At 65.0% G+C, this 23,886-nt stretch carries 24 protein-coding genes and 1 tRNA gene; 15 read left to right on the forward strand and 10 right to left on the reverse strand.

Annotated elements, in window-relative coordinates; all coding sequences use genetic code 11:
- Nucleotides 1-7: 7 nt before the first annotated feature.
- The 6 genes from AAC014_RS13725 (at nucleotide 8) to AAC014_RS13750 (ending at nucleotide 6,764) form a co-directional block, all read left to right on the forward strand.
- Nucleotides 8-1,291 (forward strand): amidohydrolase family protein, encoded by a 1,284-nt coding sequence (locus tag AAC014_RS13725; RefSeq protein WP_339709395.1) that lies wholly within the window; start codon nucleotides 8-10, stop codon nucleotides 1,289-1,291.
- Nucleotides 1,292-1,440: 149 nt separating this feature from the next.
- Complete coding sequence (locus AAC014_RS13730) at nucleotides 1,441-2,526, forward strand: membrane dipeptidase (protein WP_339709397.1); 1,086 nt, start codon at nucleotides 1,441-1,443, stop codon at nucleotides 2,524-2,526.
- A gap of 117 nt (nucleotides 2,527-2,643) precedes the next feature.
- Complete coding sequence (locus tag AAC014_RS13735) at nucleotides 2,644-3,684, forward strand: DUF1611 domain-containing protein (RefSeq protein WP_339709399.1); 1,041 nt, start codon at nucleotides 2,644-2,646, stop codon at nucleotides 3,682-3,684.
- Nucleotides 3,685-3,689: 5 nt separating this feature from the next.
- Nucleotides 3,690-4,805: a hypothetical protein gene (locus AAC014_RS13740; RefSeq protein ID WP_339709401.1), complete on the forward strand. Its 1,116-nt coding sequence runs from the start codon at nucleotides 3,690-3,692 to the stop codon at nucleotides 4,803-4,805.
- 158 nt (nucleotides 4,806-4,963) lie between these two features.
- On the forward strand, nucleotides 4,964-6,130 hold the full coding sequence (locus AAC014_RS13745) for a dipeptidase (protein WP_339709403.1): 1,167 nt from the start codon (nucleotides 4,964-4,966) through the stop codon (nucleotides 6,128-6,130).
- Between the two features lie 25 nt (nucleotides 6,131-6,155).
- Nucleotides 6,156-6,764, forward strand: coding sequence for a DUF938 domain-containing protein (locus AAC014_RS13750; RefSeq protein WP_339709405.1), 609 nt, complete (start codon nucleotides 6,156-6,158; stop codon nucleotides 6,762-6,764).
- A 63-nt stretch (nucleotides 6,765-6,827) separates the two neighbouring features.
- On the opposite strand, the gene rplI is transcribed toward AAC014_RS13750, so the two are convergent.
- The 4 genes from rplI to AAC014_RS13770 all read right to left on the reverse strand — a co-directional run bounded on the left by rplI (nucleotide 6,828) and on the right by AAC014_RS13770 (nucleotide 9,398).
- Nucleotides 6,828-7,442, reverse strand: a complete 615-nt coding sequence (rplI, locus tag AAC014_RS13755; protein ID WP_339709785.1) for a 50S ribosomal protein L9 — start codon at nucleotides 7,440-7,442, stop codon at nucleotides 6,828-6,830.
- 21 nt (nucleotides 7,443-7,463) lie between these two features.
- A complete protein-coding gene (gene rpsR, locus AAC014_RS13760; protein ID WP_121050826.1) occupies nucleotides 7,464-7,688 on the reverse strand; it encodes a 30S ribosomal protein S18 in 225 nt (74 codons plus the stop codon).
- Nucleotides 7,689-7,690: 2 nt separating this feature from the next.
- Nucleotides 7,691-8,110, reverse strand: coding sequence for a 30S ribosomal protein S6 (gene rpsF / locus AAC014_RS13765; protein ID WP_339709408.1), 420 nt, complete (start codon nucleotides 8,108-8,110; stop codon nucleotides 7,691-7,693).
- A gap of 154 nt (nucleotides 8,111-8,264) precedes the next feature.
- On the reverse strand, nucleotides 8,265-9,398 hold the full coding sequence (locus AAC014_RS13770; protein WP_339709410.1) for a tetratricopeptide repeat protein: 1,134 nt from the start codon (nucleotides 9,396-9,398) through the stop codon (nucleotides 8,265-8,267).
- A gap of 275 nt (nucleotides 9,399-9,673) precedes the next feature.
- Between AAC014_RS13770 and fabD the strand changes: the two genes are divergently transcribed.
- The 5 genes from fabD to mltG all read left to right on the forward strand — a co-directional run bounded on the left by fabD (nucleotide 9,674) and on the right by mltG (nucleotide 14,009).
- On the forward strand, nucleotides 9,674-10,612 hold the full coding sequence (gene fabD, locus AAC014_RS13775; protein WP_339709412.1) for an ACP S-malonyltransferase: 939 nt from the start codon (nucleotides 9,674-9,676) through the stop codon (nucleotides 10,610-10,612).
- 13 nt (nucleotides 10,613-10,625) lie between these two features.
- Complete coding sequence (fabG, locus tag AAC014_RS13780) at nucleotides 10,626-11,363, forward strand: 3-oxoacyl-[acyl-carrier-protein] reductase (protein WP_339709414.1); 738 nt, start codon at nucleotides 10,626-10,628, stop codon at nucleotides 11,361-11,363.
- Between the two features lie 82 nt (nucleotides 11,364-11,445).
- Entirely contained in the window at nucleotides 11,446-11,685 is a 240-nt protein-coding gene (locus AAC014_RS13785) for an acyl carrier protein (protein WP_121050812.1), read from the forward strand.
- Nucleotides 11,686-11,785: 100 nt separating this feature from the next.
- On the forward strand, nucleotides 11,786-13,045 hold the full coding sequence (gene fabF, locus AAC014_RS13790; RefSeq protein ID WP_339709417.1) for a beta-ketoacyl-ACP synthase II: 1,260 nt from the start codon (nucleotides 11,786-11,788) through the stop codon (nucleotides 13,043-13,045).
- A gap of 4 nt (nucleotides 13,046-13,049) precedes the next feature.
- A complete protein-coding gene (gene mltG / locus AAC014_RS13795; protein WP_339709419.1) occupies nucleotides 13,050-14,009 on the forward strand; it encodes an endolytic transglycosylase MltG in 960 nt (319 codons plus the stop codon).
- Here the strand turns inward: mltG and AAC014_RS13800 are convergent.
- From AAC014_RS13800 to AAC014_RS13810, 3 genes are all read right to left on the reverse strand, one after another.
- Nucleotides 14,004-14,786, reverse strand: coding sequence for a C40 family peptidase (locus AAC014_RS13800; protein WP_339709421.1), 783 nt, complete (start codon nucleotides 14,784-14,786; stop codon nucleotides 14,004-14,006). The two genes, mltG and AAC014_RS13800, sit on opposite strands and share 6 nt — an antisense overlap.
- A gap of 52 nt (nucleotides 14,787-14,838) precedes the next feature.
- Nucleotides 14,839-15,228, reverse strand: a complete 390-nt coding sequence (locus AAC014_RS13805) for a MarR family transcriptional regulator (protein ID WP_339709423.1) — start codon at nucleotides 15,226-15,228, stop codon at nucleotides 14,839-14,841.
- Between the two features lie 90 nt (nucleotides 15,229-15,318).
- Nucleotides 15,319-16,716, reverse strand: a complete 1,398-nt coding sequence (locus tag AAC014_RS13810) for a leucyl aminopeptidase family protein (protein WP_339709425.1) — start codon at nucleotides 16,714-16,716, stop codon at nucleotides 15,319-15,321.
- A gap of 104 nt (nucleotides 16,717-16,820) precedes the next feature.
- On the opposite strand from AAC014_RS13810, the gene AAC014_RS13815 reads away from it, so the two are divergent.
- Entirely contained in the window at nucleotides 16,821-17,585 is a 765-nt protein-coding gene (locus tag AAC014_RS13815) for a SapC family protein (RefSeq protein ID WP_339709427.1), read from the forward strand.
- Between the two features lie 83 nt (nucleotides 17,586-17,668).
- Nucleotides 17,669-18,223, forward strand: coding sequence for a cytochrome b (locus AAC014_RS13820; protein WP_339709429.1), 555 nt, complete (start codon nucleotides 17,669-17,671; stop codon nucleotides 18,221-18,223).
- A 163-nt stretch (nucleotides 18,224-18,386) separates the two neighbouring features.
- Here the strand turns inward: AAC014_RS13820 and AAC014_RS13825 are convergent, their stop codons facing one another.
- Nucleotides 18,387-19,277 (reverse strand): N-formylglutamate amidohydrolase, encoded by an 891-nt coding sequence (locus AAC014_RS13825; RefSeq protein ID WP_339709431.1) that lies wholly within the window; start codon nucleotides 19,275-19,277, stop codon nucleotides 18,387-18,389.
- A 143-nt stretch (nucleotides 19,278-19,420) separates the two neighbouring features.
- On the opposite strand from AAC014_RS13825, the gene AAC014_RS13830 reads away from it, so the two are divergent.
- Nucleotides 19,421-19,810, forward strand: a complete 390-nt coding sequence (locus AAC014_RS13830; RefSeq protein WP_121050786.1) for a response regulator — start codon at nucleotides 19,421-19,423, stop codon at nucleotides 19,808-19,810.
- 45 nt (nucleotides 19,811-19,855) lie between these two features.
- A tRNA-Val gene (locus tag AAC014_RS13835) sits at nucleotides 19,856-19,930 on the forward strand.
- Nucleotides 19,931-19,939: 9 nt separating this feature from the next.
- On the opposite strand, the gene AAC014_RS13840 is transcribed toward AAC014_RS13835, so the two are convergent.
- Both AAC014_RS13840 and AAC014_RS13845 read right to left on the reverse strand, forming a co-directional pair.
- Nucleotides 19,940-21,379: an alkaline phosphatase gene (locus AAC014_RS13840; RefSeq protein WP_339709434.1), complete on the reverse strand. Its 1,440-nt coding sequence runs from the start codon at nucleotides 21,377-21,379 to the stop codon at nucleotides 19,940-19,942.
- 73 nt (nucleotides 21,380-21,452) lie between these two features.
- Nucleotides 21,453-23,831, reverse strand: coding sequence for a TonB-dependent receptor (locus AAC014_RS13845; protein WP_339709436.1), 2,379 nt, complete (start codon nucleotides 23,829-23,831; stop codon nucleotides 21,453-21,455).
- Nucleotides 23,832-23,886 lie beyond the last annotated feature (55 nt).

Below are 23,886 nucleotides of genomic sequence, written 5' to 3' on the forward strand. Positions count from 1 at the left end.
GAAGATCATGAAGTCTGTTCTTTGCGGGCTGCTGCTTGCAGCCGCGACGGCGCCGGCGTTGGCCGCGGCCGATAGCCCAGCCACCTACATTCAGGCAGGGCGTCTGCTTGCCGATCCCGGCACCGGCCGGGTCGAGACGGCGAAAACCATCGTCGTCAAGGACGGCCGCATCGCCGAAATTCGCGACGGCTATGTGGGCGAGGGCAAGGTCGTTGATCTGCGCGACGCCTTCGTGATGCCGGGCTTCATTGACAGCCATGTCCACATCACGGGCGAATCCAATCCTAACGAGCGTAGCGAAGCGCTCAGCAAATCCGCGACGGATTCGGCATTCGACGGCGTCGTCTTCGCCGGGCGCACGCTGCGCGCCGGGTTCACCACCGTGATCGATCTCGGCGGCGAGCCGCAGGCGATATACGGTCTCCGCGACGCCATCGCGGCGGGCAAGGTCGAAGGGCCGCGCATCATCGCGGCGGGCGGCGTGGCGGCACACGGCGGCCACGGCGACATTCACGGCTACCGTCAGGAAATCCTCGATCTCTACCGCTCGCCGACCTTGTGCTCGGGTGCCGATGACTGCGCGCGCGCGGTGCGTCAGGCGATCCAGAGCGGCGCCGATGTCATCAAGACGGCCTCCACGGGCGGCGTGATGTCGAACACCGCAGCCGGTCTCGGCCAGCAGATGAGCGATGCTGAACTCACCTCGCTCGTGGAAACCGCGCACAGGCTCGGCCGCAAGGTGGCGGCGCACGCGCACGGTACGGACGGTGTCAACGCCGCACTCCGCGCCGGTGTCGATTCGATCGAGCACGGCACCTACCTCGACGCGGAATCGATCAAGCTCTTCAAGGCGAAGGGCAGCTATCTCGTGCCGACGCTGCTTGCCGGCGACACGGTGAAGAAGCGCGCCGAAACGGCGGAATGGATGCCCGCGCCCGTGCGCGCGAAGGCGCGTAAGGTCGGTCCGCTGATGGTCGATGCGCTGCGGCGCGCGCACAAGGCGGGCGTGAAGATCGCGTTCGGCACCGATTCCGGCGTCTCCGCCCACGGCGACAACGCGCAGGAGTTCGCGCTGATGGTTGAAGCGGGAATGACCCCGCTGGAAACGATCCGTGCGGCGACGGTCTCGGCGGCGGACCATGCCGGTCTCACCAGCGAGATCGGCACGCTGGCGCCGGGCAAGGCGGCGGATATTGTCGCTGTGAAAGGTGACCCGCTCACCAATATTCGGGCGCTGGAAACCACAGCGTTTGTGATGAAGGGCGGGGCCGTCGCCAAGCCCGTCCAGTGATGGCCGTGTGATCCCTAATTGACAATTTTCTGATCAGGATTGATAATCCTGATCAGGATATTTCATAAGGCAGGGGGAGAGAGGCGATGGCGTCATTGCCCGGAGTTTCGCGGCGTCAAATAATCGGTGGCGCGGTTGCAGCAGCTGCTGTGACCGGTTTTCCGATGATCAACACGGGCATGTTCCGCGCCCACGCCGCAGCGACGAAGGCCTATTCGAAGCGCGCTGTCGACCTCGTCAAGCAATCGCTCGTCATCGATATGCTTGCACCGCTGAAGATCGATTTCCGGTCCGAATATTACGCCAATCCGCTCAGCGAGAAGGATGCTGCCGATTTCCGCGCGAGCGGCATCACCGGCTTCCACAATGCCGTCGGCATAGGCGGCCCGGATGCCTATGCGGATACGCTGGGCTGGTTCGCTGCGTGGCAAGGCTTCGCCGGCCGCAATGCGCACGTGTTCTCGCTCGTCGGCAAGGCCGAGGATCTTGATCGCGCCAAGCGTGAGGGGAAGTGCGCCGTGATCATGGGCGTCCAGAACTCCGAGCACTTCCGCAAGGTGGAAGACGTGAAGGCGTTCTACGAGATCGGCCAGCGCTGCTCGCAGCTCACCTACAACAGCCAGAACCTCCTCGGATCGGGCAGCACCGAGCGCGTGGATGGCGGCGTCACCGATTTCGGCGCGGCGATCATCGAAGCGATGAACAAGGTCGGGATGCTCGTCGACGTTTCGCACTGTGGCGATCGCACGACGCTCGACGCCATCGCCATTTCACCGAAGCCGATCGCGATCACGCACAGCAATTGCCGCGCGCTCGTCAACCACCCGCGCGTCAAGACCGATGAAGCGATCAAGGCGCTCGGCGCGAAGGGCGGCGTGATGGGTATCACCGGCGTGCGCATGTTCGTCAGCGAGAAGGAGCCGACGACAATCGCAAATGTCGTCGATCACATCGATCATGCCGTGAAGCTGATCGGCGTCGATCACGTCGGCATCGGTTCGGATGCCGATCTCAACGGTTACGACGACATGCCCGCCGATCAGTACAAGATGCTGAAGGCCGGCTACAAATCGAGCTACGCATTCCGAGACAAGATCGATACGGATGGTTTCGATCATCCGATGAAGACTTACGACCTCGTTGAGGAACTTATTCGCCGCAAATATTCGAACGAAAACATCACCGCCATTCTGGGGGGGAACTTCAGGCGGTTGTTGGGAGCGACCTGGGCATAAAGCCTAGGCGACAAACCGGGGGGGGCAGGTTCGAAATGGTAGCAACTCATATTCACGGCGCGCTGTTGGCGGCCGCATTCAATCTTTCATTCTAGCTAAGAGAACAGACTGGTCCCCATGCACATGTCGTCTTTCCCCGGTAATGCCCAGCTTCGGCTTCCGACCCCGTATTTGCTGTTTCTGGGGGACATTGTAGAAAGTGGTTACGCGAAAACCGCCTTTGGTCTTCGTGACTGGGCGGGCGACAAGTGCGTGGGGGAGTACCGGCTTGCGGCGGGAACGGTAACGGCGGGTCTGGCTGAGCTGAGGCCTGCAGACGCTTATGCGCGGGGCGCGCGGTCGATGGTGATCGGCGTTGCGCCCGGCGGCGGCGGCATTTCGCCGTCGTGGGTGCCGGCACTTGTCGAAGCGCTTGAGGCTGGCCTCGATCTCGTCAGCGGTATGCACGTTCGGCTCGGCGATGTCCCCGAGCTTGCGGAAGCGGCGGCGAAGCACGGCCGGCGCCTTATCGATGTGCGCATACCGCCGGAGGGCCTGCCGGTGGGCACCGGCCGCAAGCGGACCGGCAAGCGCCTGCTGACGGTGGGAACGGACTGCGCGCTCGGGAAGAAATATACGGCGCTTTCTCTGGCAAATGCCTTTGCGGAGCGCGGCGTTGACGCCGATTTCCGCGCCACCGGGCAGACCGGTATCATGATCGCGGGCGGCGGCATCCCGATGGATGCGGTGGTGTCGGACTTCGAGGCCGGCGCTGCCGAGGTGCTGAGCCCGGACGCGGCGCCCGACCATTGGGACGTGATCGAGGGGCAGGGCTCGCTGTTTCACCCAGCGTATGCAGCCGTATCTCTCGGTCTTCTGCACGGCAGCCAGCCCGACGTGATCGTCGTGTGCCACCAGCCGGGCCGCGCAGAGATCATCGGTGCGCCGGGCTATGCGATCCCGAGCCTTGAAGAGACCATCGAGCTCAACCTTCTGCTGGGCCGCCGTACCAATCCGGCGATCCGCTGCGCGGGTATCGCGTTCAACACCAGCGGCATGGACGCAGCCGCAGCCGAAGCCCTCATGGAAGCGGAAAGCAAGCGCCTTGGCCTCCCGGTTGCGGACCCGATCCGCGGCGGCGCGGCTTTCCAGAAACTCGTCGACAACTGCCTGGGATAATATTGATGACAGCCACGACAACCACACGATCGTCGTGGTTCCAGCGTTTCCTGTTACCGGGTCTCATCTTCAAAGGCGTCGTGATCGGCGGCGGCTATGCAACGGGCCGCGAGCTTGCCGAATTCTTTCTCGGCAGCGGGCCGTTCGGTGGGCTCATGGGCATTCTGCTTGCCATGCTCGTCTGGAGTGCCGTCTGCGCGGTGACGTTCCTGTTTTCGTATCGATTTTCGCTCTACAACTACCGCGACTTCTTCAAGGGCTTGCTTGGGCCGGGCTGGGTGGTGTTCGAAATCGCCTACCTGGCATTGCTGGTGCTCATTCTGGCGGTCGTTGCGGCGGCCGCGGGCACGATTGGCGCGGAGGTGTTCGGCCTGCCGCAGATTGTCGGCACGCTCTTCCTCGTCTTCGCGATCGCCGCGACGGCAAGTTTCGGCAATGCGGGCGTGGAGCACGTCTTCAAATATGCCTCGAGCTTCATTTATTTGACCTATGCGGTGTTCCTCGTGCTCGCGCTGTCGACGTTCGGAGACAGGATCGCGCCGTCTCTGGCGCTCGATGTTCCCACGACAGGCTGGGTTATGGGCGGCCTGACGTACGCCAGCTACAACGTGGTCGGCGCGATTGCCGTGCTTTCGTTCGTGACGAACTTCACACGGCCGCGTGATGCGGTGATCGCGGGGGTCGTCGCCGGTCCGCTCGCGATGATTCCGGCGATCGTCTTCTTCCTCTGCATGGTCGCGTTCTATCCGGAAATCGCGAATGTCGCGTTGCCGTCCGATTTCCTGCTGCGCCGGATGGAAGCGCCATGGCTTCAGATCGTTTTTCAGCTGATGATCTTCTGCGCGCTGCTTGAAACGGGCGTGGGCATCATCACCTCGCTCAACGAGCGCATTGCCGGTGTCGCGGAAACGCGCGGCAAGCACTTTACGCCGCTTGCCCGTCTTGGGGTTTCGGCGGTGGTTCTGCTCGTCTGCGGCTTCGTCGCCGCACGGGTCGGCCTCATCGATCTCATCGCATCGGGCTACGGCGCATTCGGTTACATCATGCTCGCGGTGTTCGTCGTGCCGCTGCTTACACTCGGCGTTGCGAAGATCGTCAGGAGCCGAGCAGCGGTCGCATAAGTGCTATATTCATCGCGATCGCCGAGAGCGATACCCTTGGCTGTCCCAGGGCCTCGGGCTTCGAAGCTCGGCGAGCGTGCGCCGGTCGATCCGGGACGATGGTATCGGATCAGATCGACCGGCAAGCCTTTCGCGGTGATGAAAAAAGGAGATTTGAAATGAAGCGTGTTCTTGCCTCCGTCCTCCTTGCTGCCGCCTTTCCGGCTTCCGCAGAAACGCTGCACCAGCGCACGCTGACGCTCGATACGCACCTCGATACGCCGATGCATTTCGCGCGCCAGGGCTGGAGCTTCGGCGACAAGCACAGCTACGATACCGATCTCGTGCAGGTCGACATGGGCCGCATGGACGAAGGCGATCTCGATGGCGGCTTCTTCGTCATTTACACCGAACAGGGCCCGGTGACGGCGGAGGGTTTTGCGAAGGCGAAAGCGTTCGCGCTCGGCCGCGCCGATCTCATCCGCACGACGCTGGCGAAGTTCCCGGATCGCATCGCGCTCATCTCGACCGCAGCCGATGCGAAGCGCATGGACGTCGCCGGCAAACGCTTCGGCTGGCTCAGCATCGAAAACTCCTACCCGCTCGGCGAAGACCTTTCGCTGCTGAAGACGTTCTACGATCTCGGCGTGCGTCTGGCGGGGCCGGTGCACGGCAAGAACAACCAGTTCGCCGATTCTTCGACCGACACGCCGCAGTGGAACGGTCTCAGTCCGCTCGGACGCCAGTGGGTCGCGGAGATGAACCGACTCGGCATCGTGATCGACGGCAGCCATTCGTCTGACGCCGCGTTCGATCAGATGCTGGCGCTGTCGAAGACGCCGCTGATCCTGTCGCATTCGGGTTCGAAGACGATCTCGGACCAGCCCCGCAATCTCGACGACGCGCGCATCCGCAAGCTTGCCGAGGCGGGCGGCGTGATTTGCGTCACCACGGTGTTTCTCGCGCCGATGAACTTCACGCCTGAACGCAACGCGCTCTTCGGGCAGCTCGAAAACATCGGCACGATGACGCCGGAGGAGCAGGCCAAGCTGACGCGCGAAACGCGTGCGCTCGATGCCGTGATGCCAATCCAGAACACCGATTTCGAAGCCTTCATGAAAAGCCTGCTGCACATCATCAAGGTCGCGGGCGTCGACCATGTCGGCATTGGCGCGGACTGGGACGGCGGCGGCGGCGTCAAGGGCCTCGAGGATATCGGCGGCCTCCCCAAGGTGACCGAGCGCCTGCGCGCCGAGGGCTTCTCGGACGCGGACATCGAGAAGATCTGGAGCGGCAATGTGCTGCGCGTCCTGCGCCTCGCCGAGGAAAACGCCGCGCAGCATTGATCCGCTTTTCTGTTATGAGCGAGCGATGTCGAATATGTCGCCACGCCGCTTCGCCCCTGCAACCGCCCGCAATCGGGATCCGATTCTAGGCGTACTGGGGCCGCTGTTACCCGAATCGGGGTTGGTGCTCGAAGTTGCGAGCGGAACCGGCGAGCACGTCGTGCACTTCGCGCGGGCGCGGCCGGATCTCGTCTGGCAACCGAGCGACCCGTCGCCCGAGGCGCGCGAATCAATCGCAGCGTGGGTGGCGGCAGAGGGCTTGTCGAATGTGCGTACCCCGCTTGCGCTCGACGCGGCGGCGGCAGACTGGCCGGTGGCGCATGTCGATGCCGCGGTCTGCATCAACATGCTGCATATCAGCCCGTGGGCAGCCACAGAGGGCCTGATGAAGGGTGTCGGCAAGCGCCTCCCCGTCGGCGGGCTTCTCTACATCTACGGCCCGTTCTGCCGCGCAGACACGCCGACTGCACCCAGCAACGAAGCCTTCGATGCCGATCTTAAAGGCCGCGACGCGCGCTGGGGTCTCAGAAGGCTGGAGGACGTGCGGGCCGAGGCCGAAGTGAATGGCCTTGGTTTCGAAGGGTTCGTGGAAATGCCCGCGAACAACCTGTCGCTGATCTTCCGCAAGCGTTGATCACAAAGAAAGAGCGGCGCGGGTTGCCCCGCGCCGCTCCTTTTTTCGTCACGAAGCCTGTTGTCAGGCGTTCGCTTCGCCTTCGGCTTCCGCTTCGGCCTCAACCTCGGCTTCAGCAGCGAATTCGCCCGGCTCAAGGTTCGGGTCGCGCTCTTCGGTGAAGCCGCTCACGTCCTTTTCGAACATGTCGGCGAGCACGTCGACGCCCTGCGCCTGCAGATCGGCCTCGTCGCTCGAGCGGGCGACGTTCGCCTCGATCTCGATGCTGACTTCCGGGTGCAGCGCCACGCGGACCTTGTGAATGCCGAGCGCCTTGATCGGCGTGTTCAGCACCACCTGGTTCTTGTGGACGGCGATGCCGTTCGCTTCGGTCAACGCCTCGGCGATATCGCGCGCGGCGACGGAGCCGTAGAGGTGGCCGGCGTCGGAAGCCGCGCGGATCAGCACGACCTTCGCGCCATTCAGCTTCTTGGAGTCGACTTCAGCGCCGGAGCGCTTCTCGGCATTTTCCTTTTCGATGCGCTCACGGTTTGCCTCGAACTTCGCCTTGTTGGCGTCGTTGGCGCGAAGCGCCTTGCCGCGTGGCAGCAGGAAGTTGCGGGCGTAGCCGGGTTTCACCGAAACCACGTCGCCGATGCCGCCGAGGTTCTCGACGCGTTCAAGCAGGATGATGTCCATAGCCATGGGTCTTATCCTTCCTTAGCGAACGAGGAACGGCAGCAGGCCGAGGTGGCGGGCGCGCTTGATCGCCTTGGCCAGCTCACGCTGCTTCTTGGCCGAAACCGCGGTGATGCGGCTCGGCACGATCTTGCCGCGCTCGGAGACGAAGCCCTGAAGCAGGCGCACGTCCTTGTAATCGATCTTCGGCGCATCGGCCCGGCTGAACGGGCAGGTCTTGCGGCGGCGGAAAAACGGGCGTGCCATCGTTATTCTCCTTCACGCTCGCGGCGCGGGCCGCGGTCACGATCGCCACCGCGATCTCCACGGTCGCCGCGCGGTCCGCGCGAATCGCGGTCGCCGCGATCGCTCTTGCGCATCATCGCCGAGGGCTCTTTTTCAAGCTCGTCGACGCGAATCGTCTGATAGCGAATCACATCTTCGTTGATCGCAATGTTGCGTTCCATCTCGTGGACCGCCGGGGCCGGAGCCTCGATGTTGAGCAGCACGTAGTGCGCTTTGCGATTCTTCTTGATGCGGTAGGCGAGGCTCTTGAGGCCCCAATATTCGGTCTTTGCAACCTTGCCTGCACCGTCCTCGATGATCTTCGTGAACGTTTCGGCAAGGCTATCCACCTGCGCGGTGGACAGATCCTGGCGCGCCAGGAAAACATGCTCGTAAGAGGGCATGGTCCTATCTTCTCCTCAAATACCGATCGCTGACGACGGGCAATCCGCCGCCCCTCCGGCTGGCTACGGGATACAAAAACAAGCGGCGGGAAGGCTGGCTCCCCGCCGCTGATGACGGCCCTATGGCGCAAAAGCGCCGGAAAGGCAAGCGCGGTTAGGCGGCGCTCGTCGAGGTGTAGAGCGACCAGAGGCCGGCGACGCCGCTATAGGCGCTTGCCTCCGGAATGCTCTTGAACGTTGCCGTGGCAGCCGTGCGGTTGCCCGCACGCAGCTGGCTGATGCCGGCAAGGATCTTGGCCTGGTCCGCCGTGGCGCCGCCCGCCTTTGCAGCGGCGCTGTAAAGCGCGGCGGCCTTGGCATAATCGCCCGCGCCGAACGCGACATGCGCGGCCTGCAACTGGCCCGCGCCCGTCTTCGGCAGCTTGCCGACGCCAGCCGAGGCGGCGGCGGCGCGCTTCGCGGCGGCTTCGAGAAGCCGCGCGTTCATCGCGTCGCTTGCGGGGATCACGCCCGACTTCATGCCGTTTTCCAGCGAGCGCTTGGCGATCGCGGGCTGGTTCGCGACGATCGCGAGCTTAGCGTATTCCTGGTAATCCTCGGGCTTCGTGATGTTGCCCGTCTGCTCCATCAGCTCGAAGAGCGCGAGCTTCGCTTCACGCGGCATCTGCCCGTTCTTCATGTCGATGAGCAGCGCGCGCCAGCGCGCCGGCGACGGATCGATCTTGATGAGCCGCTCGGTCGTGGCGAGGTAGCCCTTCTTGTCGTCCATCTTGTACTGGGCGTTGGCGAGGCTCTGCAGCCAGCCCTCGCGCGCGCCATGCTGCTTGATGAGGTTCTCGTAGACGCCCGCGGCGCCCTTGAAATTGCCCTGACGGAAGTAGGACTGGGCGACGATCGTCTGGCCCTGCACGCCGCCGGTCTTCTTGCCGAGCGCGATCGCCTTGTCGAGCTGACCGGCGCGGTAATACAGCGGTGCGAGCTGCGAGGCGGGTGCCCCGATGCTTTCGAGCTCCTGCGCGGCAGCGGCCCAGCGGCCACCCTTGGTGTGCACGAAGGCGGCCATTTCGGCGACCTTGCGGCGTTCGATCGCAGTGCTCGCGGCGCTACGGGCGGCGTTTACGCGCGCCGTGGCAGCGGCATTATTGCCCGCGTTCGCGAGCTTGGAGGCTTCCTGCAGCGGTTTGCCGACGCCCGGCGAGAGCGCCTGTGCCACGGCCGGGGCCGAAAGGGCTGCGGGAACCGCGAGCGCCAACGCGGCAGCCATCGTCAAGCGGGAAACAAACGTCATCGTAATCCTTCCACTCCCAGTTTTGGGTCCAGCGTGCCGAACCTCGGCACATTAACGCTTGAAGAGGCCCTCCGCTCCAAGCCTTTGACCATGCTTTATTACACGGCAATGATGGCCCGCTGCTGAACGGGCCGTTCATCACGGCGAATGAAAACCGCGCGAACCTTAACGATTCGGAGCCGAATCGCAACATTCCTCTGTCGCTTGCGCGCGCGCGCGGACATCACTAAGCGCCTGCCCAAGGCATCGTAACCAACGAAGAAGGGGCGGCCCCTATGGCACGCGCATTCATTTTTCCGGGGCAGGGCAGCCAGGCGGTCGGCATGGGGCAGGCGCTCAGCCTCGCGAGTGCGGCAGCGCGCGAGGTGTTTCAGGAGGTCGACGAGGCGCTCGGGCAGAACCTCTCGAAGCTGATGTTCGAAGGCCCGGAGGCCGATCTGACCCTCACCGAGAACGCTCAGCCCGCGATCATGGCGAACGCGATCGCGGCGCTCCGCGTGCTCGAAAAGGAAGGCGGATTGCTGCTCGCCGACAAGGCCGCTTACGTGGGGGGCCACAGTCTCGGCGAATACACGGCGCTCTGCGCCGCCGGAAGCATCGGTCTTGCTGAAACGGCGCGGCTCCTCAAGCTGCGCGGGCAGGCGATGCAGGCGGCGGTACCGGTGGGCGAGGGCGCGATGGCCGCTCTGCTTGGTCTCGACTTCGAAGCTGCCGTGAAGGCCGCGGCGGAAGGCGCTCAGGGCGAAGTCTGCCAGGCCGCGAACGACAACGCGCCGGGGCAGGTCGTCATCTCCGGCCACAAGGCCGCAGTCGAGCGCGCCATCGAGATCGCCAAGGGGCTCGGCGCGAAGCGTGGTATGTTGCTACCGGTTTCCGCGCCCTTCCACTGTTCGCTGATGGCGCCTGCCGCCGAAAAGATGGCTGAAGCGCTGGCGGGCGCCAACATCGCCGCGCCGTTTGTTCCCGTGGTCGCCAACGTCACCGCCGCGCCCGTCGCCGATCCGGCGGACATTCGCCGGCTTCTGGTCGAGCAGGTCACCGGCACCGTGCGCTGGCGCGAAAGCGTTCTTGCAATGGCCGATCTTGGGGTCGACAGCTTCGTTGAGTTCGGCGGCAAGGTGCTCGGTCCGATGATCAAGCGCATCGCCCCCGATGCGGCAACGCTCAGCCTGGTTTCGATGGACGACATCGAAGCGGCGGCGAAGACACTTTAAGGGAAGGCAAGGCATGTTCGATCTCACCGGGATGAAGGCGCTCGTCACGGGCGCCAGCGGCGGCATCGGCTCGGCGATCGCGAAAGCGCTCGCGGCGCAGGGCGCGACCGTCGCGCTGTCCGGCACCCGCGAGGACGCTCTGAAGGCGGTCGCGGCCGAAATCGGCGGCACCACGCACATCCTCCCCTGCAACCTTTCGGACAGCGCGGCGGTTGACGCGCTCGTCGGGCAGGCGGTCGAGGCGATGGGCGGCATCGACATCCTCGTCAACAATGCGGGCGTCACCCGCGACAACCTCGCGATGCGCATGAAGGACGAGGAGTGGACGGACGTGATCCGCATCAACCTCGAAGCCGCCTTCCGCCTGTCGCGCGCGGCGCTCAAGCCCATGATGAAGGCGCGTTTCGGGCGCATCATTTCGATCACATCCGTGGTGGGCGCCACCGGAAACCCCGGCCAGATGAACTACGCGGCCTCGAAGGCCGGCCTCGTCGGCATGTCGAAGGCGCTCGCGCAGGAAGTGGCCAGCCGGAACATCACCGTGAACTGCGTCGCGCCCGGCTTCATCGTCTCGGCGATGACCGATGCGCTCCCCGATGCCCAGAAAGAGGCGCTTACGGGCCGGATTCCTGCGGGCCGTCTCGGCGAAGGGAGCGACGTGGCGGGTGCGGTCGTCTATCTCGCCAGCCGTGAAGCAGCCTACGTTACCGGCCAGACGCTTCATGTGAATGGCGGAATGGCGATGATCTAAGCGACACGGGGACTTGCAAGGCCACGGCCACCCGGTTACTGCCAATTTCAAACACAGTCTGTTCTTCTAGGGGACCATTTATATGAGCGATGTCGCAGAACGCGTGAAGAAGATCGTCGTCGAGCACCTCGGCGTCGAGCCGGACAAGGTGACCGAGGACGCGAGCTTCATCGACGATCTCGGCGCGGACAGCCTCGACACCGTCGAGCTGGTGATGGCGTTCGAGGAAGAGTTCGGGGTCGAGATTCCCGATGATGCCGCCGAGAAGATCCTCACCGTGAAGGACGCGATCGGCTACATCGAGGAAAACAGCGCCGCCTGACACGGGGACGCTTGCCGGATCAAACGGCACGGAATCACGAGCGGCTCCCCGGAAAAGGCCGGAGGGCCGCTCGCTTGTTATCAGGACACGGGAGAACCGAATGCGCCGCGTCGTCGTCACCGGACTGGGTCTTGTCACACCGCTCGGCGGGGACGTTGAATCCAGCTGGCGCAATATCCTTGCCTCGAAGTCGGGCGCCGCGCGCATCACCCGGTTCGATCCGTCCGATCAGGCCTGCACGATTGCCTGCGAAGTGAAGATGGATGGCCGCGAAGATGGCTGGGACGTCTCGAAGCGCGTCGATCACAAGATCCAGCGCCAGGTCGACCTGTTCATCCAGTTCGGTATCGACGCCGCCGGTCAGGCGATCGAGGACGCAGGCCTCGCCCACCTCACCGACGAGCAGAAGCTCCGCGCGGGCTGCTCGATCGGCTCAGGCATCGGCGGTCTGCCGGGCATCGAATCCGAATCGATCGTGCTCCACGAAAAGGGCCCGCGCCGCGTCAGCCCGCACTTTGTGCACGGCCGCCTCATCAACCTCGTGTCGGGCCAGGTCTCGATCAAGTACGGCCTGATGGGCCCGAATCACGCCGTCGTCACCGCCTGCTCCACGGGCGCGCACTCGATCGGCGATGCGGCGCGCATGATCGCGCTTGATGATGCCGACATCATGCTCGCGGGCGGCGCAGAAAGCGCGATCTGCCCGCTCGGCATCGCCGGTTTCGCGCAGGCCCGCGCGCTTTCCACGGCGTTCAACGACGAGCCGGAACGCGCCAGCCGCCCCTACGACAAGGACCGCGATGGTTTCGTGATGGGTGAAGGCGCGGGTGTCGTCGTGCTCGAGGAGTATGAGCACGCGAAGGCCCGCGGCGCGAAGATCTACGGCGAAGTCGTCGGCTACGGTCTCACCGGCGACGCCTACCACGTCACCGCGCCGCACCCGGAAGGCTTCGGCGGCTTCCGCGCGATGCAGATGGCGCTGAAGAAGGCGGGCATGAACCCCTCCGACATCGACTACATCAACGCCCACGGCACCTCGACGCCGCTCGGCGACGAGATCGAGCTTGGCGCCGTCCGTCGCCTGTTCGGCAGCGCGATGGACACGGTGTCGATGTCGTCGACGAAGAGTGCGATCGGGCATCTTCTGGGCGGTGCGGGTGCGGTGGAGACGATCTTCTGCCTGCTCGCCATCCGCGACCAGATCGCACCGCCAACGATCAACCTCGAAAACCCGAGCGACGGCTGCGTGGGGGTCGATCTCGTGCCGCTCGTCGCGCGCGAGCGGAAGATCAAGGCGGCGCTCAACAACAGCTTCGGCTTCGGCGGCACCAACGCCTCGCTGATCGTCAAGGCGCTCTGACTTTATGAAAAAGCTGCTGGTCGCCATCGTCGTCGCGGCGCTGGCGGCTGCTGCCGTGCTTGCTTTCCAGTGGACCACCACCGGCCCGCTCGCGAAGGACACGGACATCATCGTGCCGCGCGGCGCGTCGCTCGCCGCTACCGCTGTTCAGCTCGAAAAGGCAGGCGCGATCCGCTCGTCGGACGCGTTCCGGTTGATGTCGCGCGTGCTGGGCACCGGCGCGCCGATCAAGGCCGGCGAATTCCGCATCCCGGCAGGGAGCAGCGCGGCGGCGATCCTGCGCATCCTCCAGTACGGCGAGCCGCTCCAGCGGCTCATCGTCGTGCCCGAAGGCCTGCCGTCGATCCTTGTGCATGAAAGGCTGATGGCGGAAGACCTGCTCACGGGTGAGGTCGATGTGCCAGCGGAAGGGTCGGTGCTGCCCGGGGGCTACAGCTTCGAACGCGGTGAGCCGCGCGCCGCCGTGCTCAAGCGGATGCAGGATGCGATGGCGAAGACGCTCGCCGAACTCTGGCCCGCGCGCAAATCCTCGTCGGTCGTCAAGACGCCCGAGGAGGCCGTGAACCTCGCCGCAATCGTCGAGAAGGAAACCGCGAAGGCGGAGGAGCGCCGCACGATCGCGGGCGTGTATTCAAACCGGCTGCGCATCGGCATGATGCTGCAGGCCGATCCCACGGTCATTTACCCAATCACCAAGGGCAAGCCGCTCGGCCGCCGCATCCGCCAGTCGGAACTGCGTGCTGACAACGGCTATAACACCTACGCGAAGGCGGGCTTGCCCACGGGGCCGATCGCCAATCCGGGGCGCGCTTCGATCGAAGCCGTGCTCGATCCGGAAACCACCGACGCGCTGTATTTCGTGGCGGACGGCACCGGCGGCCACGTGTTCGCGCGCACGCTCGATGAGCACAACGCCAATGTCGTGAAGTGGCGGGCGATCCGCCGGGAACGCGGCGAGCTATAGGCGGCGAACTGCCGTCACAGGCGCGTCGTACTGCGGCAGCAGGCGGCCCACGACATCGTCGAGTGGCTCGATCACCGTCGACATGAAGAAGGCGTTGGCGTGGAGCAGCCGCGTCTCGTCGAACATGAAGCCGACATGGCCGGGGAAGAACACGAGGTCACCGCGCCGGTAGCGCCGATCCTCGACCTCCTGCCCGAGCGCGGCCTGCATGTCGCTGTCGCGGGGACAATCGATGCCGCAGGCGCCGAGCGCAATCTGGACGAGGCCCGAGCAGTCGATCCCACCGCGCGTGCGGCCGCCCCACTTGTAAGGCGTGCCGAGGAACAGTTCGGCCGTTGCGACAGGGTCGGCGGCATATTCATCGATCACGGCGATGTGACGCCGGTGAACATAGCCTCCAGCGGCCGACACGAACTTCTCGTCATGTGCCGCAGCGGCAGTCAGCGCCCCCATCGGCAGCGCGCCGATTACGGTGGACTTGATGTCGGGCTTCGTAAAGACGAGCGCGGTCGGCGCGGCGATCCGGTGCGTTAGCGCCCCGGCGCCTTCGGAAAGCAGTGCAGCGTCGACATAGCCGACATAATGGTCGTGAGCGCTGTATCCCCAAGCGACACCGCCGGACACATCGAGCACGTCGAAGGCTTCACCTGAGAGAAGCTCGCTCACGGCGACGGCATCCGCTTCCGGCGCCTTGCGGATAGGCGCCTGCTGTACCGCCAGCCGATGGCGAATCGGCGCGGCAAAGCACGGTACCTCGACGAGCCCCTCGAGGGCCACATCGGCAAGATCATTCCGCCACGCGTTTATGCGTGGGTCCGGGCGTTCGGCGCTAGAGGTAAGCGCGCTCCTCGCGTGCGTTGCTGCGTTCGGCATGGCCCTGTGTCGCCTCGATCATTCCTGCGAAGGTTTCGAGGAATTCGTGGCCCTGCGCCGTCCGCTCGACGAAGATGTTGCGCAGGTCACTCTCGTCCTTCTGGCGGCGGATATAGCCGAAGGCGCCGAGCGTGTTGAGTGCCCGCGTGATGACCGGCTTCGAAACCCTCAGCTTGGCGGCAAGGCCGCGCACAGTGTGTGGTCCTTGCGTCAGGTAGACGACCAGCAGCAGTGCCATCTGCCGGTTGGTAAGATCCGGACGGTTCGATTGCACATAGGCAATGACCGTCTGCATCCAGGGGCTGAGGAGCGCATCGATCCGGTCGTCTAGGCCTGAGAGGGACATGGTTTTTTCACCCGTTATCTCGTTTCGGGTCACCATATTTTAACGGGAGTTAATGATGTGTTGATATTTTAGGTTAACCCGTTGAACCGTTCATTCGCCGCGATGGTTGCCGTAACGTCTCTCGATATACGCCCAAAACGCCCTGAGACCTAGCGCTTCGCCGCCTTTCGGGCGCCCCGGCTTCGCTGCCGGCATCCATGCGAACGTATCAAGATGCGCCCAAGGTGTTTTCGGATCGACGAATTTTTCGAGATAGAGTGCGGCGGTGATCGCCCCGGCGAATGCGCCCGAAGCGCTGTTGTTGATGTCCGCCACGTCGGACTTCAGCATCTCCGCATAGGGCTTCCACAGCGGCATCCGCCACAGCGGGTCGCCGCTTGCCCCCGCGCCTTCGAGCAGCCCTTCGGCAAGGGTCTCGTCGTTGGCGAAAAGTGCGGGGAGGTCAGGGCCGAGCGCCACGCGCGCCGCACCGGTCAACGTCGCGAAGTCGAGGATCATCTCGGGGCTGTCCTCGTCCGCGAGCGCGAGCGCGTCGCAGAGCACGAGCCGCCCTTCTGCATCGGTGTTGCCGATCTCCACGGTCGTGCCCTTGCGCGTCTTGATGATGTCGCCGGGGCGGAATGCGCCGCCGTCTATGGCGTTCTCGAGCGCCGGGATCAGCAGGCGCAGCCGCACGCGCAACTTCGCACCCATCACGAGACCCGCGAGCGCAAGCGCGTGCGCCGCGCCGCCCATGTCCTTCTTCATCAGCAGCATGTTGCCCGCTGTTTTGATGTCGAGCCCGCCCGAATCGAAGCACACGCCCTTGCCGATGATCGTCAGTTTCGGATCGCCCTTGCGGCCCCAGCCCATGTCGATCAGCCGGGGTTCGCGGCCGGCGGCGGCGGCGCGGCCCACGGCGTGGATCGTGGGGAAGTTTGCTGCCAGCAGCTCGTCACCGACGGTGACCTTCACCTCGGCGCCGTGGTGGCGTGCAACGTCGCGCACGGCGGCCTCCAGCGCTTCCGGCCCCATGTCCTCAGCGGGCGTGTTCACGAGATCGCGCACCAGCACCTGCGCGTCCGCAAGCCGGCGGAGCGCCGCGATATCGACCGATTTCGGCACCAGCAGCGTGCGCGGCTCAACAGGCTTGGATTCGGAGAGGTAACGCGTGAACGTGTAGTGCGCGAGCATCCAGCCGAGCGCTGCGGCGCCCGGTTCACGGCCCGCCAGCTTGTAACGCCCGGCAGGCAGGGCTTTCACCACCCCGGCAAGATCCCAGGGTCCGAGCGCGGCGGGCGCGCCGAAGGCGGCGCTCCAGTTTTCCGCTTCGCTCCCCGGAAGGATCACCCGCGTGCCCGCCGCGCCCTTGAACTGCGCGGCGTCCACGGCGGCGCGCGCCCGCGCCGGCAGCGCGTCCCGCCACGCTTCGAAGCCGGCGGGGTCGACCAGCGCGATCTCGCGGGCGTCCTGCCCCGTGTCATGTTCGATAAGGCTCGCAGATTCCATCGTGTTCGCGCTTTTCCGTTCCCGCTCTTCGCTTGCCGCGAAGCGGCAGACCGCCTAAACGATCCGCCAATTTTAAACTCCGTATCCGCGCCTGAAGGAACACAATGGCCACCAATCCGCAAGCCGCCCAGTTGCCGCCGCTCTACAACGCGCTCGCGCCGCTCTCCTCGTCGGTACATCAGACGCTCGGGCTGAAATCCCGGACGGGAGCGCCGTTCGCACGCACCTTGCACGCGATCCCGATCACGGTCGACGAGTTCCACCTCGTGCAGCGCCACTACCCGATCGTTTTCGCGGCGGGCCAGACGCCGGTGCCGCTCGCGCTCACCTCGCTCAGCGAAGGCCAGAACCTGTTCGTCGACGAAGCGGGCAACTGGCGCGCCGGCACCTATGTGCCCGCCTATGTACGCCGCTATCCGTTCCTCCTCGCGCGGATCAATCCGCAGTCCGAGGAGCTGACGCTCTGTTTCGACGAGACCTCCGAGGATCTCGGCGCCGACGAAGGCGAGCCGCTGTTCAAGGATGGCGAGGCGACCGATGTCGTGAAGAACGTTCTCGAGTTCTGCGAGCAGTTCGAAAACTCGATGCGCAAGACGCAGGCGTTCGTGCAGGAGCTCGAAAAGGGTGAGTTCCTGATGGACGGCGAGGTTTCCATCCAGATGGACGGCATGGCGCAGCCCGCGATCTACCGCGGCTTCAAGATGATCTCGCAGGACAAGATCCGTGATCTGCGCGGTGATCAGGCGCGCAAGCTCATTCAGAACGGCATGTTGCCGCTGATGTATGCGCACCTCTTCTCGCTGTCCTACGTCACCGACCTGTTCTCGCAGGGCGCGGCGAAGGCCACGCCAGAAAAAACGGACGCCTGACACCCCGTCCCGGCTCGTCTTGCCTTGCGGAGGATTCCGCATAGACTTCGCGACCTTGCGGAGCGTGGGCAGGAGGAGCTCTTATGGCGGTGGGACACAGCAGCTATTCGAAAACGGCGATCACGCTTCACTGGCTGATCGCCGTTCTCGTTCTCGGCAATATCGTCGGCGCGGTCTATGCCGAAGGGCTCCCGGATGCCGAGCGTGGGGCCATCATGGGCATCCATAAGTCGGTCGGCATCACTGTCCTTGCGCTCACGCTGTGGCGGCTCGTGCTGCGTCTGAAGGCGGGCTTCCTCGTGCTGCCCGCGCACATGAAGGGGTGGGAGATCGTGCTCGCACGCGCCACCCACATCGGCTTCTACGTGTTGCTACTCGCGATACCGCTGAGCGGTTGGGCGTTCGCCGCCAGTCCCGAGCGGCCGCTGATCTGGTTCGATCTCGTCCCGCTTCCCGATTCGCCGTTGGGGAAGGCGGGTCGCGGCGTCTTCCATGCGGTGCATGGTCCTGCGGCATTTCTGGCACTTGTACTTGTAATTCTGCACATTCTGGGCGCTTTGAAGCATCATTTTCTCGATCGCGACGATGTTCTGGCGAGAATGTTGCCTTTTTTGCGAAAAAATCGGGCAGACGCTTGAAAACTTAACAATTCCGGCCCATCTTGATTTCAGGCGGCGCTGCGTTCCCCCCCTTTTGCGCGGCACGCCCGCGTAGCATCATCTGACGAGGATGATGCCACGTCCTCCCTGAACCCTGGTCACTTCGACATTGTCGAAGTGACCTTTTTTCTTTCAGGCTGCTTTATTCGGCCGCGATGGCCTGCGGTTTTCCGAACGTTTGCGGAAGCCAGCCCAGAAGCTCCGCCACCAGGTTTTTCAACGTTTCCGCGACCTCATTGAAGCCGGCGTGCCGTTCCAGCGTATCCGGGTCCATGTAGAGCGTGCGGTCGATCTCGATCTGGATCGCGAATCGCCCGCGTGCGGGCGCGGCGTGGAAGCGCGTCGTATACCCGCCCGCGTAGGGCGTGTTGCGCGCGACGCGCAGGCCTGCCCGGCGGAAGTGGGCCTCCACATAACGCACGACTGATTCGGGGGCCGACGTGCCGCCCGCATCGCCGATCACGATCTCCGGCCGCTGGCGCGCCGGCAGCGAAAGCGGCGGCATCGAGTGGCCATCGATCAGCAGCGCATAGCCGTGACACGCGGCGGCGTCTTCGATCAGCGAGGCAAGCCGCTGATGATAGGGGGCGTGAACCGCCGCGATTCGCTGCAGCACCGCTGCGCTGGTGATCCGGTCGCGATAGATGTGAAGCCCCGGCCCGGTGAGGCGCGGCAACACGCCGAGCCCGGACCGGACGCGTTCGGTGGTTTTCACCGGCCCCAGCGCCGCCGGGTCGCTCAGCATCGAAAGGTCGATCTCCAGCGGATCCCGATTGAGATCGACGTAGGCGCGCGCCCAGCGCGCGGTAATCAGGGGCGCTCCCGATGCAGCCGCGGGCGCCAACAGCTCATCGACATAGGCATCCTCGGCGCGGCGCAACCCATCCATGTCGAGCGCGGCGGCAGAGAGGAATCCCGGCGGCAGCGCACGGCCGCTGTGCGGCGACGCGAGCACCAACGGCGCGGGGGTGCCACGCGGGCCGGAAACGAAGTGGCCGGGCGTCAATGCGGAGACGGAGGTCTCGGCGCTCAACGGCGGGGATTATCCGAGTGTGGCATGGGAATAGCCTAGCGCGGGCGGAACGAAAGCAAAAGAGCGCCTTGTCCGGTTTCGGGCTGGCAAGCCCACGACAGGAAATGTTAAGTCCTCCGCCGTAAGAAGCGGCGGATAAGACCATGACGACACAACCCGAAGGCCGCATCACGGGCCGCATCCTGCTCGCCGAAGACGACGACTCGATGCGCCTCTTCCTGGAACGCGCGATTACGCGCGCGGGCTATGAAGTCGTCGCCGTTGATCGCGGCACGGCGGCGCTGCCGCACATCGCGACGGGAAGCTTCGGGCTGCTGCTCACCGACATCGTCATGCCGGAAATGGACGGCATCGAGCTTGCCCAGCGCGCCGCGCAGCTTGCGCCCACGATGCGCGTCATGTTCATCACCGGCTTCGCCGCTGTGGCGCTCAGCCGCGGCTCGGGCGCGCCGAGCGACGCGAAGGTGCTCTCCAAGCCGTTCCACCTGCGCGATCTGGTCGCTGAAATCGACCGGATCTTCGAAGGCGAATAAGCGGCTTGCGCCGCGCCCGGCGCTCGCCTAGAAGGCACGCCGCGTGGGCGCGTAGCTCAGTGGTAGAGCACTGTGTTGACATCGCAGGGGTCGCAAGTTCAATCCTTGCCGCGCCCACCATCTTCCCCGCTATTTTCCCTGCGTCTTCAGCAGAAATGCGCCCATCTCAGGCTGCGTGAGATAACGGCCGTAGCCGAATTTGCGGCCCTGCTTGTCGGTATATTCGTCGATCTGGTCGGCTTCGGCCTTCAGCAGCTCCGCGCCCTTGCCGCGCGCGAAGAAGGGGACGAGCTGGTTGGAGTGCGAGTTCCACGCCCATGAATAGCCGGGCAGCTTGCCCGCGCCCTTGTTGGTCACGCGCTGAAACGGCACGTCGAGGTTCGGGCCATAGAGCAGATGGTCGTGGTCGGCGGTGACGATGAGCAGCGTGTCGTCCCAGCTCGCGGCGCTTTCGGGGCTGTCGACCCACGCGACCACCGCGCGCACGGCATCGTCGAAGGCCATATATTCTTCGATCATGCGCGGGAAATCATTGGCGTGCATCGCCCAGTCGACCGCGCCGCCCTCGATCATCATGAAGAAGCCGTCGGGGTCGGTGCCGACATGCTTCAGCGCTGCGATCGCCATCTCGTCGAGCTTCACCATGCCGGGTGTGAGCGGCACCGCGCCGGGGTCTGCCGTGCCGCGCGCGACGTTCGTCGGATAGCTGCGCTGCGCCTGCAAGGTCGGGTTCACCGCCGCGATCATGGCGAGAGGCTTCGTCGACGTCGTCTTGCCCTCCGCGAGGTCGCGGATGTCGCCGGCCGTCTCGACAAGGTTCCAGCGTGAATTCGCGCCTTTCAGTTCGGCCCAAAGCTCGGGCGGCAAAAACTTGAAACGGATTTCGGCGTGCTCGTCGGTGATCGGCTTGCCGTCCTGGTCATAGTCCGGGTTGCCGCCGCCGCCGAGAACATCGAGCGATCCTGAAAACATTTCGCGCGCGAGGCCGTGATAATCGTCGCGGTCGGGATTGTGGGCGCCGCCGCCGGCTGCGGGCGTCGCGTGGTTGAACGGCACGCTCGACAGGCTGCCGGTCATCTTGCCTGCCGCCTTCGCGGCCTCGGCGACCGACTGCACGGGCTTTTCCGCGCCGTCCACGTCGATCGCGCCGTCGAAGGTGCGCACGCCGGTCATCATTGCGGACATGGTGTTGGCGCTGTCGGGCGCGATGCGGCGGTGCCACTGGTAGCCGGCGAACAGCGCCGGATAGGTGCTGCCTTTTTCCGCCATGCCCTTCACGGGGCGCGTGTCCCACGCCTTCGCGGGGTCGTAGACGGCGTCAGGATCCTGCGCGTAGGGGTCGCCGCCTTCGGGCACCTTGCGCTGCATCCGAAGCCCGTAAGTTGCCATCGAGGCGCGCACCCAAGGGCCCGTGTCCATGGTGAGCGGCCGCCCGGTCCAGAAACGCGTTGCCGCGAGCGTATTGTGGCCGGAGCCGTCGGCGATCATCACGATCACGTTTTTCGGCATGTCCGCGGCGATCGCGGGCGTGGCGGTGGCAAGCAGCAAAGCGGTGATGAACGCGCGCATGGTATCCCCTCAAGAAGTCGCGGGCACCATTGTCCCGCATATGTGACAGCGGGAAGTCAAGGCGCGCGATTTGTCAGAACTGGCGGCGCGCGCGAAGCATCCACACACGCGGCGTGTTCAGCCACGAAACGTTGCCGAGCGAGGCATCGACCGTCGTCTCATTCAGGCAATTCTCGCACTCAAGGCTCACGCGCCAGAAATTGTCGTCGGTGCGCAGCGCGATTCCCGCATTCACCAGAAGCTGCGATTTGGACTGCGATCCGGTGAGGAAGCCGCCGCCATAAGGGTTGGCGGGGTAGACGGTGGTGCTGACGCCGGTCACGCTGCCGGTGTAGAGCGAGGCATTCGCGCCGCCCGTCTCCATCGCCGAACGGTATGTCACGTCCACCGACGGCGTGACGATCGAACCTGAAACCGGCGGCAGCCAAATGTCCCACGCCGCGCCCGCCGAGAAGGTCCATTTGGGCGCGCGGACAGGATCGGCGATATCTCCGGCGGCGGTGACGATGCCGGTGCCGCACGAGGGCGCGTTGTCCAGGCCCGCTGCGCCGGCGATCAACCCTGCGGCGAGTTCCGCACCGCAAGCCGCCTGCTGCGCACGAACCGCACTGCCCGCTTTGTATTTCGCGTCCTGCCAGCCGGCGGCGGCGCGAACCGTGACATTGGTGAGCGGCACGGCCGCGATTTCCAGCTCGATGCCCTTGTTGCGGAAGCCTGCGGTGCCGACATAATCGAAACCGCCATCCACGATCTGCGCGTCGCTGCCGTCCGCGTAAAAGCCGGTGAGGTCGATGGCGAGGCGGCGTTCGAACCACGTGGATTTCAGGCCTGCCTCATAGCTCCAGATCGTTTCCGCAGCGTAGGGACGGATCGTAGCTGCGGTCGTCGCGCGATCGTTCCAGCCTGCCGAGCGGTAGCCGCGCGTCGCGGACACGAAGAGCGTGGCGTTTTCGTTCGGCTTGAAGCTGGCGGCGAAGCGCGGCGACCAGAAGCTGTCGCTCATCTTCGCGGGCACACCCGCCGTGACGAGCGCGTCATCCAGACAGCCGCCCGGAAGCACGGCGCAGCCCGCGCGATTGTCGGTCAGGCCGAAACGCAAGTCCTCGTCGCTGTAGCGCACCCCGCCGGTCAGCGTCAGCGCATCGGTGACGTTCACGTCCACCTGCGCATAGGTGGACTTCGATTTCGTCTCGGTCGTCACGCGGCGGTCGGCGACAAGGCTCGCGATGCCGGTGCTCGGCGTCAGGATGTCGGCAAGGTCGCTATCGCCGTCTTCCTCGGCATACGAAAGTCCCGCGACATAATTCACGAAGCCGCCCGCCAGCGCGCCGCTCAGGCGTAGTTCCTGCGAGAACTGCTTGTGGTGCGTATCGCCGAGGATCGTGTAGCCACCGTAAACATCGCCGCGCGCGGCGGGTACGGGGTCCGCGATTGTCGGCGCGTCACGCCCGTCACGAAGGTCGATGCCGTATTGCCGCTTGGTATCGACATAGCCGGTGATCGCCTCGAAGGTGACCGCTTCGCTCGGCGTCCACGCGATGCGCGAGGTCGCGAGATAGGTCTTGGCCGAATTGCCAAAGCCGAAGCTCGCCTTGCGTCCGTTCACGCCAAGCGGTCCGAAATGGTTCGGGCCGACCGTCTCGGCATAGCCGGTCGAAGCGAAGCGGCCCTTGCAGTCGGCGGGGGCGGCGGGATCGCATTCGAAATCGGGCGCGTAGAGCGCTGTGCTTTCCATGCGCGCGATCGATCCCGTCCACGTCAGCGTGTCGGAGAGTTTCGCGTGCGCGGCGGCGCGCAGGCCCCAGCCGTCGTCTTCGTTCAGCCGGTCGCCGGTGGTCGTATTCCGCACATAGCCGTTCGATTTGCGCCAATAGCCGGAGAGGCCGAGCGAGAAACGCTCGCCGATCGGCACGTCGAGCCCGGCGCGGAACTGGTAGGTGCCGAACCGCCCGTAGGCGCCGTCGAGGTAGCCGCTCGTTCGGTCGCCGGGCGTGCGGTTCACGATGTGGAGCACGCCGCCGCTCGTGTCGCGGCCGTAAAGCGGCCCCTGCGGTCCGCGCAGCAGCTCGATGCGGTCGATATCGAAGAACCCGTAGTTGGTCGCCGCGCCGCGCCCGACGTAAACGCCGTCGATCACCGTGGCGACGCCGCTGCGTCCACGGATCACATAGTCGTTGTCGCTGCCGAAGCCGGGTACATGCGCCGCGACCGTGTTGGGAACGCCGCGAAGGGCATCCAGCGGCTCGTCGATACCGCGCGCCTCGATCTCGCCGGAAAGCAGCGCGGTGAGGGCGATGGGCACCGTTTCAATGGGCTGAGGGCGAAGCTGCGCGCTGACGACGATTTCGGGGAGCGCGGGCCTCGCCGCGCCGTCCTCTGCCATCGCAGGCATGGCTGCCACGGCGATTGCGGCGACGGCACAGCTTCCGTGCAACAGCGAACGTCCGGACATACGCGACCTTTCCTGAAAACAAGCGCTTGCCTCTTGCCTTCCCGCGCGGCGGTTC

Source organism: uncultured Sphingosinicella sp., assembly GCF_963974575.1.
Classification (GTDB): Bacteria; Pseudomonadota; Alphaproteobacteria; order Sphingomonadales; family Sphingomonadaceae; genus Sphingosinicella.

What these genes read in the sequence shown, in the direction of transcription:
- AAC014_RS13770 (WP_339709410.1), bottom strand. Translation starts at nt 9,398, where the DNA reads ATGACGTTTGTTTCCCGCTTGACGATGGCTGCCGCGTTGGCGCTCGCG.
- AAC014_RS13805 (WP_339709423.1), bottom strand. Translation starts at nt 15,228, where the DNA reads ATGTCCCTCTCAGGCCTAGACGACCGGATCGATGCGCTCCTCAGCCCC.
- fabF (WP_339709417.1), top strand. Translation starts at nt 11,786, where the DNA reads ATGCGCCGCGTCGTCGTCACCGGACTGGGTCTTGTCACACCGCTCGGC.
- AAC014_RS13845 (WP_339709436.1), bottom strand. Translation starts at nt 23,831, where the DNA reads ATGTCCGGACGTTCGCTGTTGCACGGAAGCTGTGCCGTCGCCGCAATC.
- AAC014_RS13745 (WP_339709403.1), top strand. Translation starts at nt 4,964, where the DNA reads ATGAAGCGTGTTCTTGCCTCCGTCCTCCTTGCTGCCGCCTTTCCGGCT.
- AAC014_RS13735 (WP_339709399.1), top strand. Translation starts at nt 2,644, where the DNA reads ATGCACATGTCGTCTTTCCCCGGTAATGCCCAGCTTCGGCTTCCGACC.
- AAC014_RS13740 (WP_339709401.1), top strand. Translation starts at nt 3,690, where the DNA reads ATGACAGCCACGACAACCACACGATCGTCGTGGTTCCAGCGTTTCCTG.
- AAC014_RS13750 (WP_339709405.1), top strand. Translation starts at nt 6,156, where the DNA reads ATGTCGAATATGTCGCCACGCCGCTTCGCCCCTGCAACCGCCCGCAAT.
- AAC014_RS13810 (WP_339709425.1), bottom strand. Translation starts at nt 16,716, where the DNA reads ATGGAATCTGCGAGCCTTATCGAACATGACACGGGGCAGGACGCCCGC.
- AAC014_RS13830 (WP_121050786.1), top strand. Translation starts at nt 19,421, where the DNA reads ATGACGACACAACCCGAAGGCCGCATCACGGGCCGCATCCTGCTCGCC.
- rpsF (WP_339709408.1), bottom strand. Translation starts at nt 8,110, where the DNA reads ATGCCCTCTTACGAGCATGTTTTCCTGGCGCGCCAGGATCTGTCCACC.
- rplI (WP_339709785.1), bottom strand. Translation starts at nt 7,442, where the DNA reads ATGGACATCATCCTGCTTGAACGCGTCGAGAACCTCGGCGGCATCGGC.
- AAC014_RS13840 (WP_339709434.1), bottom strand. Translation starts at nt 21,379, where the DNA reads ATGCGCGCGTTCATCACCGCTTTGCTGCTTGCCACCGCCACGCCCGCG.
- mltG (WP_339709419.1), top strand. Translation starts at nt 13,050, where the DNA reads ATGAAAAAGCTGCTGGTCGCCATCGTCGTCGCGGCGCTGGCGGCTGCT.
- fabG (WP_339709414.1), top strand. Translation starts at nt 10,626, where the DNA reads ATGTTCGATCTCACCGGGATGAAGGCGCTCGTCACGGGCGCCAGCGGC.
- fabD (WP_339709412.1), top strand. Translation starts at nt 9,674, where the DNA reads ATGGCACGCGCATTCATTTTTCCGGGGCAGGGCAGCCAGGCGGTCGGC.
- rpsR (WP_121050826.1), bottom strand. Translation starts at nt 7,688, where the DNA reads ATGGCACGCCCGTTTTTCCGCCGCCGCAAGACCTGCCCGTTCAGCCGG.
- AAC014_RS13820 (WP_339709429.1), top strand. Translation starts at nt 17,669, where the DNA reads ATGGCGGTGGGACACAGCAGCTATTCGAAAACGGCGATCACGCTTCAC.
- AAC014_RS13725 (WP_339709395.1), top strand. Translation starts at nt 8, where the DNA reads ATGAAGTCTGTTCTTTGCGGGCTGCTGCTTGCAGCCGCGACGGCGCCG.
- AAC014_RS13815 (WP_339709427.1), top strand. Translation starts at nt 16,821, where the DNA reads ATGGCCACCAATCCGCAAGCCGCCCAGTTGCCGCCGCTCTACAACGCG.
- AAC014_RS13785 (WP_121050812.1), top strand. Translation starts at nt 11,446, where the DNA reads ATGAGCGATGTCGCAGAACGCGTGAAGAAGATCGTCGTCGAGCACCTC.